The organism is Streptomyces sp. NPDC038200 (genome assembly GCF_055600785.1).
Genome location: NZ_JBVJYH010000001.1, coordinates 612,586 through 624,833 on the forward strand (window position 1 = coordinate 612,586; position 12,248 = coordinate 624,833).

The 12,248-nt window shown below is 69.6% G+C and carries 10 protein-coding genes and 1 rRNA gene; 2 read left to right on the plus strand and 9 right to left on the minus strand.

The genetic code is table 11. The annotated features are described in order from the left end of the window. Positions 1-60 precede the first annotated feature (60 nt). Positions 61-1,586, minus strand: a 16S ribosomal RNA gene (locus ACZ7KF_RS02520). Positions 1,587-1,694: 108 nt separating this feature from the next. Between ACZ7KF_RS02520 and ACZ7KF_RS02525 the strand changes: the two genes are divergently transcribed. After that, a complete protein-coding gene (locus tag ACZ7KF_RS02525) occupies positions 1,695-2,030 on the plus strand; it encodes a hypothetical protein (RefSeq protein WP_471068631.1) in 336 nt (111 codons plus the stop codon). A gap of 109 nt (positions 2,031-2,139) precedes the next feature. Here ACZ7KF_RS02525 and ACZ7KF_RS02530 read toward each other — a convergent pair whose 3' ends face one another. After that, complete coding sequence (locus ACZ7KF_RS02530) at positions 2,140-3,147, minus strand: stage II sporulation protein M (protein ID WP_471068634.1); 1,008 nt, start codon at positions 3,145-3,147, stop codon at positions 2,140-2,142. Between the two features lie 141 nt (positions 3,148-3,288). On the opposite strand from ACZ7KF_RS02530, the gene ACZ7KF_RS02535 reads away from it, so the two are divergent. Further along, on the plus strand, positions 3,289-4,272 hold the full coding sequence (locus ACZ7KF_RS02535) for an RDD family protein (RefSeq protein WP_471068635.1): 984 nt from the start codon (positions 3,289-3,291) through the stop codon (positions 4,270-4,272). 56 nt (positions 4,273-4,328) lie between these two features. Here ACZ7KF_RS02535 and ACZ7KF_RS02540 read toward each other — a convergent pair whose 3' ends face one another. From ACZ7KF_RS02540 to ACZ7KF_RS02570, 7 genes are all read right to left on the minus strand, one after another. Beyond that, positions 4,329-4,943, minus strand: coding sequence for a hypothetical protein (locus ACZ7KF_RS02540; RefSeq protein WP_471068637.1), 615 nt, complete (start codon positions 4,941-4,943; stop codon positions 4,329-4,331). Positions 4,944-5,118: 175 nt separating this feature from the next. Beyond that, positions 5,119-6,576, minus strand: a complete 1,458-nt coding sequence (ahcY, locus tag ACZ7KF_RS02545; RefSeq protein ID WP_471068640.1) for an adenosylhomocysteinase — start codon at positions 6,574-6,576, stop codon at positions 5,119-5,121. A 345-nt stretch (positions 6,577-6,921) separates the two neighbouring features. Beyond that, positions 6,922-7,902, minus strand: a complete 981-nt coding sequence (locus tag ACZ7KF_RS02550) for a cation diffusion facilitator family transporter (protein ID WP_471068642.1) — start codon at positions 7,900-7,902, stop codon at positions 6,922-6,924. A 174-nt stretch (positions 7,903-8,076) separates the two neighbouring features. Then, on the minus strand, positions 8,077-9,228 hold the full coding sequence (gene manA, locus ACZ7KF_RS02555) for a mannose-6-phosphate isomerase, class I (RefSeq protein ID WP_471068645.1): 1,152 nt from the start codon (positions 9,226-9,228) through the stop codon (positions 8,077-8,079). Between the two features lie 94 nt (positions 9,229-9,322). Then, a complete protein-coding gene (locus tag ACZ7KF_RS02560; protein ID WP_471068647.1) occupies positions 9,323-10,450 on the minus strand; it encodes an SIS domain-containing protein in 1,128 nt (375 codons plus the stop codon). Between the two features lie 55 nt (positions 10,451-10,505). Next, entirely contained in the window at positions 10,506-10,676 is a 171-nt protein-coding gene (locus ACZ7KF_RS02565) for a Trm112 family protein (RefSeq protein WP_073901335.1), read from the minus strand. A 73-nt stretch (positions 10,677-10,749) separates the two neighbouring features. Next, complete coding sequence (locus ACZ7KF_RS02570; protein WP_471068650.1) at positions 10,750-12,114, minus strand: phosphomannomutase/phosphoglucomutase; 1,365 nt, start codon at positions 12,112-12,114, stop codon at positions 10,750-10,752. Positions 12,115-12,248 lie beyond the last annotated feature (134 nt).

Below are 12,248 nucleotides of genomic sequence, written 5' to 3' on the forward strand. Positions count from 1 at the left end.
CGGACGTTCGCCGATGTACTGGCCTCTGACCAACCGGAGTTGGTAAGAAGTGCTCCTTAGAAAGGAGGTGATCCAGCCGCACCTTCCGGTACGGCTACCTTGTTACGACTTCGTCCCAATCGCTAGTCCCACCTTCGACAGCTCCCTCCCACAAGGGGTTGGGCCACCGGCTTCGGGTGTTACCAACTTTCGTGACGTGACGGGCGGTGTGTACAAGGCCCGGGAACGTATTCACCGCAGCAATGCTGATCTGCGATTACTAGCAACTCCGACTTCATGGGGTCGAGTTGCAGACCCCAATCCGAACTGAGACCGGCTTTTTGAGATTCGCTCCACCTCACGGCTTCGCAGCTCTTTGTACCGGCCATTGTAGCACGTGTGCAGCCCAAGACATAAGGGGCATGATGACTTGACGTCGTCCCCACCTTCCTCCGAGTTGACCCCGGCGGTCTCCTGTGAGTCCCCATCACCCCGAAGGGCATGCTGGCAACACAGGACAAGGGTTGCGCTCGTTGCGGGACTTAACCCAACATCTCACGACACGAGCTGACGACAGCCATGCACCACCTGTACACCGACCACAAGGGGGGCACTATCTCTAATGCTTTCCGGTGTATGTCAAGCCTTGGTAAGGTTCTTCGCGTTGCGTCGAATTAAGCCACATGCTCCGCTGCTTGTGCGGGCCCCCGTCAATTCCTTTGAGTTTTAGCCTTGCGGCCGTACTCCCCAGGCGGGGAACTTAATGCGTTAGCTGCGGCACCGACGACGTGGAATGTCGCCAACACCTAGTTCCCACCGTTTACGGCGTGGACTACCAGGGTATCTAATCCTGTTCGCTCCCCACGCTTTCGCTCCTCAGCGTCAGTAATGGCCCAGAGATCCGCCTTCGCCACCGGTGTTCCTCCTGATATCTGCGCATTTCACCGCTACACCAGGAATTCCGATCTCCCCTACCACACTCTAGCCTGCCCGTATCGAATGCAGACCCGGGGTTAAGCCCCGGGCTTTCACACCCGACGTGACAAGCCGCCTACGAGCTCTTTACGCCCAATAATTCCGGACAACGCTTGCGCCCTACGTATTACCGCGGCTGCTGGCACGTAGTTAGCCGGCGCTTCTTCTGCAGGTACCGTCACTTTCGCTTCTTCCCTGCTGAAAGAGGTTTACAACCCGAAGGCCGTCATCCCTCACGCGGCGTCGCTGCATCAGGCTTTCGCCCATTGTGCAATATTCCCCACTGCTGCCTCCCGTAGGAGTCTGGGCCGTGTCTCAGTCCCAGTGTGGCCGGTCGCCCTCTCAGGCCGGCTACCCGTCGTCGCCTTGGTGAGCCATTACCTCACCAACAAGCTGATAGGCCGCGGGCTCATCCTTCACCGCCGGAGCTTTCGACCCCCACAGATGCCTGCGGGAGTGATATCCGGTATTAGACCCCGTTTCCAGGGCTTGTCCCAGAGTGAAGGGCAGATTGCCCACGTGTTACTCACCCGTTCGCCACTAATCCCCACCGAAGTGGTTCATCGTTCGACTTGCATGTGTTAAGCACGCCGCCAGCGTTCGTCCTGAGCCAGGATCAAACTCTCCGTGAATGTTTTCCCGTAATCGGGATGAACACCACGAGAGCGGTGCGAGAGGAGGAATGATCCTCTCGCACACAGCGTCCTCGCTGTGTTTTTCAAAGGAACCTCGTCCCGATCGTGACGACCGGAGACGGGGTATCAACTAATCTGGCGTTGATTTTTGGCACGCTGTTGAGTTCTCAAGGAACGGTCGCTTCCTTTGTACTCACCCTCTCGGGCTTTCCTCCGGGCTTCCCTTCGTGTTTCCGACTCTATCAGATCTTCATTCGATCCGATTTCCTCGGTGCTTTCCAGGTTCCCGCTTCCGCGTTTCCCTTTTCGGCGTTTCCGACTTTATCAGAAGTTCTCGGCCGGTCTGACCGGCCGTTCATTTCCGAGTTATCGGGAGTGCTTTCCGGGGCGCCGTTCACGGCCTCCGACCAAGCACATGTAGATTCTATCGGTTGCCGCTGAACATGTCCAGCTCTAGGCAACTCATTGAATCTACCTCCCCACGCCCGCCGTGTCAACGGCTCTTGCGAGGCGAAGAGGACACTAGCAGCTCACAGGGGCCGGACGCACATCAGGCGGCCGTCGGCACGGCGGCGCTGCGGTCCGTCTCTTCGAGATCACCCGTCTCACCCGAGCGTGCCGCACGGCCACCGAGGACGTAGACGTACGCCAGGAATGCCAGCTCGGCCGCGACCCCGATGCCGATGCGGGCCCAGGTGGGCAGGCCGGAGGGGGTGACGAAGCCTTCGATGGCGCCGGAGACGAGCAGGACCAGGGCCAGGCCGATCGCCATGCCGATGGCGGCTCGCCCCTCTTCGGCGAGAGCCGCGCGGCGGGTGCGCGGGCCGGGATCGATCAGCGTCCAGCCCAGACGCAGTCCCGTACCGGCGGCGACGAAGACCGCGGTCAGTTCGAGCAGGCCGTGCGGGAGGACCAGGCCGAGGAAGGTGTCGAGGCGGCCGGCCGAGGACATGAGGCCGAAGCCGACGCCCAGGTTGAGCATGTTCTCGAAGAGGATCCAGAGGACCGGCAGTCCCAGGAAGACGCCCAGGACCAGGCACATCGCGGCCGCCTGCGCGTTGTTCGTCCACACCTGGGCGGCGAAGGCCGCTGCGGGATGGCTGGAGTAGTAGGTCTCGTACTCGCCGCCGGGACGGGTCAGCTCGCGCAACTGGCTGGGGGCCGCGATGGACGACTGCACCTCGGGATGGGTGCCGATCCACCAGCCCAGGAGGACGGCGATGGCCGTGGAGACGAGCGCCGTGGGCACCCACCAGTGGCGGGCCCGGTACACGGCCGCGGGGAAGCCCCGGCTCAGGAAGTGCGTGACGTCCCGCCATGAAGCGCGGCGGGTGCCGGCGACGGCACTACGCGCGCGCGCCACCAGTTGGCTGAGCCGTCCGGTCAGTTGCGGATCCGGAGCGCTGGACTGGATGAGGGAGAGGTGGGTGGCGGTGCGCTGGTAGAGGGCGACGAGTTCGTCTGCCTCGGCACCGCTGAGACGGCGCCGACGGCGGAGCAGTGCATCGAGCCGGTCCCACTCGGCTCGGTGTACGGAGACGAAGACGTCCAGGTCCATCGGCTCTGACTGCTCCTCGGCTGGTCGTCCACGGTTCGTCGTGGATGCTCGTACGTGCTGTCAGCTTGTCGTACTGCGACGCGACGCGCCCCCAGCTTGGCAGACTTGCGTTCAGGGGCGGACCAGGGAAGGGCGGCGGGCGTGAGTGAGCTGGTGACGGGCGAGGCGGTGGCGCTCGAACTGCGGCCCGCGAAGCTGCCGAGCAGGACGCTGGCCGTGTTGCTCGACCTGGCGGTGGCGATGGTCGCGTACATCATCGTGATCACGGTGCTCGTGGCGTCGACGGCTTCGCTGGACGAGGCCGCGCAGGTCGCGCTGTCGATCGCGGCGTTCCTGCTGGTTCTGGTCGGCGGGCCGATCGCCGTGGAGACGCTCAGTCACGGGCGCTCGCTCGGGAAGCTGGCGTTCGGACTCCGGGTGGTGCGGGACGACGGCGGGCCGATCCGGTTCCGGCACGCACTGGTGCGGGGCGCGATCGGAGTGGTCGAGATCCTGCTGACGCTCGGGGTGGTGGCCTGCATCGCCTCCCTGGTCTCGGCGCGGGGGCGGCGGCTCGGGGATGTGTTCGCGGGCACGCTGGTCGTGCGCGAGCGGATACCCGCCGGGCGGGCCGGCTTCGTGCCGCCGCCTCCTCCCTGGCTGGCGGGGCGGTTCACCGGGCTGGATCTGTCGGCGGTGCCGGACGGGCTGTGGCTCGCGGTCCGGCAGTACCTGACGCGGATGCAGCAGCTCGATCCTCAGGTGTCGGCGGGCATGGCGCAGCGACTCGCGGCCGATCTCGCGCAGCGGACGGCGGCTCCACTGCCGCGGGATCTGCCTCCGGCCGCCTTCCTGGCGGCCGTGGTGCACGAACGGCAGACCCGTGAGGCCCGGCAGGCCGCATCGGCGCCCTATCAGGCTCCCGTCCTCTATCAGGGTCCCCTCTCCTATCAGGCCCCCCTCCCCTATCAGCCCCCGGCCTCGTACCGGCCGCCGGCGGGGGCCTGGCCCCAGGGTCCCGTTCCACCCGCTCCGGTTCAGGACCGGCCGCAGGAGCCTCCGGCGCCTCCTTCTTCCTCGCCGGTGTCGCCGCGGGACGAGGCGCAGGCCGGCCGGTCGGCCACCGGGTTCGCGCCGCCGGCTTAGCGCGGGGTGCCGTCAGGCGCGGTGCTCACCGCGTCCGAGTCACCGGTGGTGCCGGTTCAGTCGAATCTCGACGGCGGGGACTGAAGGTCCTCCAGCTCGATCCCGGGCGCGGCCAGGACCACGTCGCCGGCGATGTGGACGGCGTGCTGTTCGCCGGTGTCCAGGGCTGTGACCTGGTACTCCTCCACGATCAAGGCACCGTTGTCAGTGGCGTGTGCTTCGCTGTCCACCAGAGCCCAGGACTGGTCCACGGTGCGGGGGGCGAGGACGGGGTCCGTGAACGCCACGAGGCGTACGCGGGTCGCGGCGGACGAGGGGGTGAGGCGCAGGAGCCGGGCGGTGGCGACGAGGAACGCGGGGGACGTGCCGGTGAAGGCGTGGGCGCGCACATTGCCTTCGGTGGCATGGGTGCCGGTGGGGTCGGTGCGGACCCAGGTGACGCCGTCGAGGGCGGCGCCGCGCACCTGCCAGCCACCCGCGTGCAGTTCGAGACGGAGGGGACGGCCGAGCTCGTCCAGGGCGAGGTCGACGGAGCCGCGCTGATCGCCGGCGGGACCGGTCAGCTGCGAGACGTAGCGCCAGCCGGACGGGCCGGGGGCGCACTGGAAGTGCTCTTGGGCGAGGGGGGTGTGATCGTGCGGATCGTGGAGCGAATAACGGCCGCGGGGCATGGGGGTCCTGGGTCTTGACGGGCTGGTCCGGCCGGAAGCCATGGGTCGGCGGGCCAAAGGGGCAGGCCCCCGGCACGGGGGTGCGGGGGCCTGCCTCGGAGGACCTGCTGCCGGGGAGGGTGCGCCGGTGCACCGGCGCACCCTCCCCGGCGGGCGGGACTACGGAATCGCCGGCTCAGTAGCGGTAGTGGTCCGGCTTGAACGGGCCGTCGACCTCCACGCCGATGTACGCGGCCTGCTCCGGGCGCAGCTGGGTGAGCTTCACGCCGAGCGCGTCCAGGTGCAGGCGGGCGACCTTCTCGTCGAGGTGCTTGGGCAGCACGTAGACGCCGATCGGGTACGCGTCGGGCTTGGTGAACAGCTCGATCTGGGCCAGGGTCTGGTCCGCGAAGGAGTTGGACATCACGAACGACGGGTGGCCGGTGGCGTTGCCCAGGTTCAGCAGGCGGCCCTCGGAGAGGACGATGATCACCTTGCCGTCGGGGAACTTCCAGGTGTGGACCTGCGGCTTGACCTCGTCCTTGACGATGCCGGGGATCTTGGCGAGGCCGGCCATGTCGATCTCGTTGTCGAAGTGGCCGATGTTGCCGACGATCGCCTGGTGCTTCATCTTGGCCATGTCCGAGGCCATGATGATGTCCTTGTTGCCGGTCGTGGTGATGAAGATGTCGGCCTTGTCGATGACCTCGTTGAGGGTCGTGACCTGGTAGCCGTCCATCGCCGCCTGCAGGGCGCAGATCGGGTCGATCTCGGTGACGATCACGCGGGCGCCCTGGCCGCGCAGGGACTCCGCGCAGCCCTTGCCCACGTCGCCGTAGCCGCAGACGACGGCGGTCTTGCCGCCGATCAGGACGTCGGTGGCGCGGTTGATGCCGTCGACCAGGGAGTGGCGGCAGCCGTACTTGTTGTCGAACTTCGACTTGGTGACGGCGTCGTTGACGTTGATCGCCGGGAAGAGGAGGACGCCGTCGCGCTGCATCTCGTACAGGCGGTGGACACCGGTGGTGGTCTCCTCGGTGACACCGCGGATCTCCGAGGCGAGCTGGGTCCACTTCTGGGGGTTCTCGCCCAGGGTGCGGTGCAGCAGCTGGAGGATGACGCGGTGCTCGTCGGACTCGGCCGTGTCCAGGGCGGGGACCTCACCGGCCTTCTCGTACTCGACGCCCTTGTGGACCAGGAGGGTGGCGTCGCCGCCGTCGTCCAGGATCATGTTCGGGCCGCCGGTGGGGCTGTCCGGCCAGGTCAGCGCCTGCTCGGTGCACCACCAGTACTCCTCCAGGGTCTCGCCCTTCCAGGCGAAGACCGGGACGCCCTGCGGGTTGTCGGACGTGCCGTTCGGGCCGACGGCGATGGCGGCGGCGGCGTGGTCCTGGGTGGAGAAGATGTTGCAGGAGGCCCAGCGCACCTGCGCGCCCAGGGCGACCAGGGTCTCGATGAGCACGGCGGTCTGCACGGTCATGTGCAGGGAGCCGGTGACGCGGGCACCGGCCAGCGGCTGCGTCTCGGCGTATTCCTTGCGGAGGGCCATCAGGCCGGGCATCTCGTGCTCGGCGAGGGTGATCTCCTTGCGGCCGAACTCGGCCAGCGAGAGGTCGGCGACCTTGAAGTCCTGTCGGTTCTCGACAGTCGTCATTGCGAGCTGCTCCTCGGGGTTGGGGCGAGGTGGGTACGGCTGGTCTGCGCGGCGGCGGACACAGGGGTGCCCGGGAGAGGACACAGGCATGCCCGCGTACGCGCAGCGCAGTCCGTCGGAGGCCCTCTCTCCCTCGGCCGGTCCCTGTGGACCGCCCGACCGCCATCAGCAGCGACGTCTGGCTCCGTCCCAAGCTACACCGGACGACCCGGTCGCCCCCAGTCCGCCGGTGCATTCCCGGGGTCGTATTCGCGACGATTCGAGGGGCGGAGGTGGGGGCTGTGGTGGTGCGTCGGGGCTGTGGTGGTGCGTCGTGCCGGGGACGGCCGCTCGCCGTGGCGCGGGTCAGTGACCGGCGGTGTGCGGGGTCGGGCCGCCCGGGGTCGCCTGCGGGTCCGGGCCCTTGGCGGCCTCGGCCTCGCTGTAGATGTCGGGTTCGAGGTAGATGACACGGGCGATGGGGACGGCGGCGCGGATGCGGGCCTCGGCGGCGTTGATGGCGCTCGCGACCTCGGCGGCCGTGTCGTCGTGCTGGACGGCGATCTTGGCGGCGATCAGCAGTTCCTCGGGGCCGAGGTGCAGCGTGCGCATGTGGATGATGCCGGTGACCGTGTCGCCGTCGACGACCGCGGCCTCGATCTTCTTGACCTCTTCGACGCCCGCGGCCTCGCCGAGCAGCAGCGACTTGGTCTCGGCGGCCAGGACGAGGGCGATCAGGACGAGCAGGACACCGATGCAGACGGTGCCGATGCCGTCCCAGACGCCGTCGCCGGTGAGCAGGGCGATGCCGACGCCGCCGAGGGCGAGGACCAGGCCGATGAGCGCGCCGAAGTCCTCCAGGAGGACGACGGGCAGCTCGGGCGCCTTGGCGCGGCGGATGAACTGCGACCAGGAGAGCTTGCCGCGCAGTTCGTTGGACTCCTTGATGGCCGTGCGGAAGGAGAAGCCCTCGGCGATGATCGCGAAGACGAGGACGCCCACCGGCCAGTACCAGTGCTCGACCGCGTGCGGGTGGCTGATCTTCTCGTAGCCCTCGTAGATGGCGAACATGCCGCCGACGGAGAAGAGGACGATCGAGACCAGGAAGGCGTAGATGTAGCGCTCGCGGCCGTATCCGAAGGGGTGTTGCGGGGTGGCTTCGCGCTGCGCCTTCTTGCCGCCTACGAGCAGCAGGAACTGGTTGCCGGAGTCGGCGAGCGAGTGGACGCCCTCGGCGAGCATCGAGGAGGAGCCGCTGAACGCGAACGCCACGAACTTCGATGCCGCGATCGCGAGATTGGCGCCGAGTGCCGCCACGATCGCCCTGGTACCGCCTGACGCGCTCATGTGTCCGCGTTGTCCCTTCGCCTCTGTCGGCCTGGCCCTGGTACATCCGTCCGGGCGTGTACCCGGCTTTGCCCGGCCTTTGCCGGTGGGCCATTCTTGCAGCCCGGCCGGGCACCGGCGCGTCAGGTGTCCACAACCCCGGTCAGATGATCGGCCGACCGTCCACAGCCCTGGTCATACGATCACAGTGGCGCGGAAGACCGTGCCCGCGCCCGAGATCTCCGCCTTCTCGCCGGCCGGGACGAAGACCGACCGGCCGGGGCTCAGTTCGTGTTCGCCCGCCCGGACGGCACCGGCCGTGCAGAGCAGGATCTGCGGGGTGTCGCGGGTGAGGTCGTGGGTGGTGCCGCCCTCGGGGAGGACGTACCGGGAGAGCCGGAACTCGTCGATCGGCGTCTCGTAGACCTCCTCCTCGTCGGGGGATGCCTCGGGGCGCAGCACGCCCGGGTCGGCCGGTTCGAAGCGGACGACGCGCAGCAGTTCGGGGACGTCGACGTGCTTGGGGGTCAGGCCGCAGCGCAGGACGTTGTCGGAGTTGGCCATGATCTCGACGCCGAGGCCGCTCAGGTAGGCGTGGGGGATGCCGGCGCCGAGGAACAGCGCCTCGCCGGGCTGGAGGCGTACGGGGTTGAGGAGCATGGCCGCGATGACGCCGGGGTCGCCGGGGTAGTGGTGGGCGATGTCGGCGTAGGCGGCGTAGGCGCCGCCGAGGCGGGTGCAGGCGGCGGTGGTCTCGGCGACGGTGTGGGCCATCTCCGCCGGGTCGGCGCTGAGGATCGCGGTGAGGACCTCGCGCAGGGCGGCGTCCTCGGGGTGCGCGTGCAGCAGGTCGACGTACGGCTTGAGGGAGTCGACGCCGAGCCCGTCGAGCAGGTCGGCGGCCTGGGCCGGGTCGCGGAAGCCGCACAGGCCGTCGAACTCGGTGAGGGCGCAGATCAGCTCGGGCTTGTGGTTGGCGTCCTTGTAGTTGCGGTGCGGGGCGTCGATCGGGATGCCGCGCCGCTCCTCGTCGGCGTACCCCTCCTCGGCCTGCTTCAGGTCGGGGTGCACCTGGAGGGACAGGGGGGCTCCGGCGGCGAGGATCTTGAGCAGGAACGGCAGGCGGGGGCCGAACTTCGCGACCGCGCGGGCGCCGAGTTCCCGCTCCGGGTCGGCCTCGATGACCTCGACGAGGGTGCCGCGCGCGGTGCGCGAGGGGGCACCGGGGTGCGCGCCCATCCACATCTCCGCCTGGGGTTCGCCGGTCGGCTCGACGCCGAGGAGCTGCGGGATGGCGGTGCGGGATCCCCAGGCATAGGGGCGGACGGTGTTGTCGAGGCGGTCCATGTCTCTTCTCTGTCTCCGTGCGTACGCTGCTCGGCCGGCGCTGCCGCGTCCGCCGGCGCCCCGGGCGGGCGCGAGCGGTCGGCCAGGAGCCAGATCAGGCCCTCGAAGCGAGCGCCAGGTAAACGGCGGCGAAATCCGTGACGGCGATCAGTTCCGCGAGGGTCTCCAGTTCGCCGCCCTCCTCCGGTTCGAGTTCGCTGACGGGCGTGTCGTGACTGAGGGCGACGTCCCGGGCGGCCGGGGCGGCGGTGAGGCCGCCGACCGGGCGGTCGCGGAGCAGCACCACGCGCGCGTGCAGCGCGGGCGGCTCCTCCACGCGGTCGCGGAAGAAGTCGTCCGGGTCGGCGCTGGCGGCGAGGGGGCCGGCCAGCAGCGCGTTGTGTGCGGCGAGCGCCTCGGGCAGCTCGGCGACCAGGGCGGGGCGGCCGGCGAGTTCGGCGAGGGCGGCGGCGAACCGGCGGCCCGCGGGGCCGGCCGAGGGGCCTTCCGTCCACACCACGGGCAGTGCGTCGGCGACTTCGGCGGCGAGGGTCTTGGCCGGGTTGCTGTAGGTCGCGATGGCGGGGCCGCAGCGTTCCGCGACATGGTCCAGGCGGTCGGCGACCTTCTCCAGGGCCTCCGGCGGGGCGGTGAGCAGGCCGATCCGGTCCAGGAGTGCCAGCAGCGGGGTCAGCAGGGCCCAGAAGACGCCCGAAGAGGACGCGGCGAGCGGTTCCTCCTGGTCGTACGGGGCCGTCGCCATCGGTACGAACAGGCCGTGCGCGCCGGCCACCGCCTCGGCGAGCGGGGTGTCGGGCGGGGCCACGCCGACGACCGAGCAGCCGCGGCGGTACGCCTGGTCGGCGAGGAGGGAGAGGCTCGGTTCGGTCCCGTCCGGGGTGGCGATCAGCAGCAGGTCGACGGATCCGGTCCAGCCGGGCAGGTCCCAGCGGAGGGCGCCCGCGGCCGGGGCGACGCCGCTGGGGGCGAGCCGGACGACGGGGCTGCCGACACCGGCCAGCGTGCCGAGGAGGTCGGCGGTGTGGGTGGCGGCGGCGCCGGGGCCCGCGATGAGGACCGCGCGGGGGCGGCCGTCGGGCTTGAGGTCGCCGACGCCGGCCTCGGCGGCGTGCCGGGCGGCGGTGCGGACGCGGGCGCCGGCCTCCGCCGCACCGCGCAGCAGGCCCCGGTGGTCGGCCTCGGCCAGGTCTTCCGGGGTGTCGAGCAGCGATTCGTCCAGCATGGGCGGCAGCCTCCGATCGCCGGGGTCCTGGGGTCCTGTGCGGTGAAGGTCCGCGTCACTCGGGGCGGCGGGCCTCGTCCACCAGCAGGACGGGGATGCCGTCGCGGACCGGGTAGGCCAGGCCGCAGTCCTGGCTCGTGCAGATCAGCTCGGTGTCCTGCTCCTTCAGGGGGGCGTGGCAGGCCGGGCAGGCGAGGATCTCCAGGAGGCCGGCTTCGAGCGGCATGGGGTGTCCCTTCGGCGGGCGGATATGCGTCTGTGGATATGCCTGGTCAGCGTACCGCCGATGGCCGGACCGCTCAGCCCCTGATGATCGCCAGGGCTTCGTCGCGGACCTTGCTCATCGTCGGCTCGTCCTTGGCCTCGGCGTTCAGGCGGAGGAGCGGCTCGGTGTTGGACGGGCGGACGTTGAACCACCAGTCGGCCGCGGCGACCGTGAGGCCGTCGAGGTCGTCCAGGGTGACGTCGGCGCGGCCCTCGTACGCGGCGCGGATCGCGGCGAGGCGGGCGGACTGGTCGGCGACGGTGGAGTTGATCTCGCCGGAGCCGGTGTAGCGGTCGTACTGGGCGACGAGGGCGGACAGCGGGCCCTCCTGGCCGCCGAGCGCCGCGAGGACGTGCAGGGCGGCCAGCATGCCCGTGTCGGCGTTCCAGAAGTCCTTGAAGTAGTAGTGGGCGGAGTGCTCGCCGCCGAAGATCGCGCCGGTGCGGGCCATCTCGGCCTTGATGAAGGAGTGGCCGACCCGGGTGCGGGCCGGGGTGCCGCCGTTCTCCCGTACGACCTCCGGGACCGTGCGGGACGTGATCAGGTTGTGGATGACCGTGCCCTTGCCGCCGTTGCGGGCCAGCTCGCGGACGGCGACCAGCGCGGTGATCGCGGACGGGGAGACCGGGGCGCCGTCCTGGTCCACGACGAAGCAGCGGTCGGCGTCGCCGTCGAAGGCGATGCCGAGGTCGGCGCCCTCCGCCGGGACCCGCTTCTGCAGGTCCACGAGGTTGGCCGGGTCGAGCGGGTTGGCCTCGTGGTTCGGGAAGGTGCCGTCCAGTTCGAAGTACATCGGGACGAGGGTCAGGGGCAGGCCGGCGAAGACCGAGGGGACCGTGTGGCCGCCCATGCCGTTGCCGGCGTCGACCACGACCTTCAGGGGGCGGATGGAGGTCAGGTCGACCAGCGAGCGCAGGTGCGCCGCGTAATCCTCCAACGTCTCGCGCGAGGAGAGGGTTCCCGGCCGGTCCACGGGGGCCGGGGCGCCCTCCGCGAGCCAGCGCTCGGCCAGCTCGCGGATCTGCGCGAGGCCCGTGTCCTGGCCGACGGGGGCGGCGCCCGCGCGGCACAGCTTGATGCCGTTGTACTGGGCCGGGTTGTGGGAGGCCGTGAACATCGCGCCCGGGATGTCCAGCGCGCCCGAGGCGTAGTACAGCTGGTCCGTGGAGCACAGGCCGATCTCGGTGACGTCCACACCGCGGTCCGCCGCGCCGCGCGCGAAGGCACGGGAGAGGCCGGGGGACGAGGGCCGCATGTCGTGGCCGACGACGATGGCCGCCGCTCCCGTCACCTCCGCGAAGGCGGCGCCGAAGAGTCCGGCCAGCGCCTCGTCCCACTGGTCCGGGACCACTCCGCGCACGTCGTACGCCTTCACGATCTGCGACAGATCAGCAGTCACGGCCAACCCTCCTGAAAGTCCTATGGGTGCCCACAAACTACCCGTCGGGAGCGAGGGCCCGGTGCGCGGACACCAGGTGGACGCTCAGCGGACCCCCACCCGTAACGCGCGTCGAGGAGAATCGTCACGCCTGA

Coding starts and splice junctions, on each gene's coding strand:
- ahcY (WP_471068640.1), bottom strand. CDS start 6,576: ATGACGACTGTCGAGAACCGACAGGACTTCAAGGTCGCCGACCTCTCG.
- ACZ7KF_RS02540 (WP_471068637.1), bottom strand. CDS start 4,943: ATGCCCCGCGGCCGTTATTCGCTCCACGATCCGCACGATCACACCCCC.
- ACZ7KF_RS02550 (WP_471068642.1), bottom strand. CDS start 7,902: ATGAGCGCGTCAGGCGGTACCAGGGCGATCGTGGCGGCACTCGGCGCC.
- manA (WP_471068645.1), bottom strand. CDS start 9,228: ATGGACCGCCTCGACAACACCGTCCGCCCCTATGCCTGGGGATCCCGC.
- ACZ7KF_RS02560 (WP_471068647.1), bottom strand. CDS start 10,450: ATGCTGGACGAATCGCTGCTCGACACCCCGGAAGACCTGGCCGAGGCC.
- ACZ7KF_RS02565 (WP_073901335.1), bottom strand. CDS start 10,676: ATGCCGCTCGAAGCCGGCCTCCTGGAGATCCTCGCCTGCCCGGCCTGC.
- ACZ7KF_RS02530 (WP_471068634.1), bottom strand. CDS start 3,147: ATGGACCTGGACGTCTTCGTCTCCGTACACCGAGCCGAGTGGGACCGG.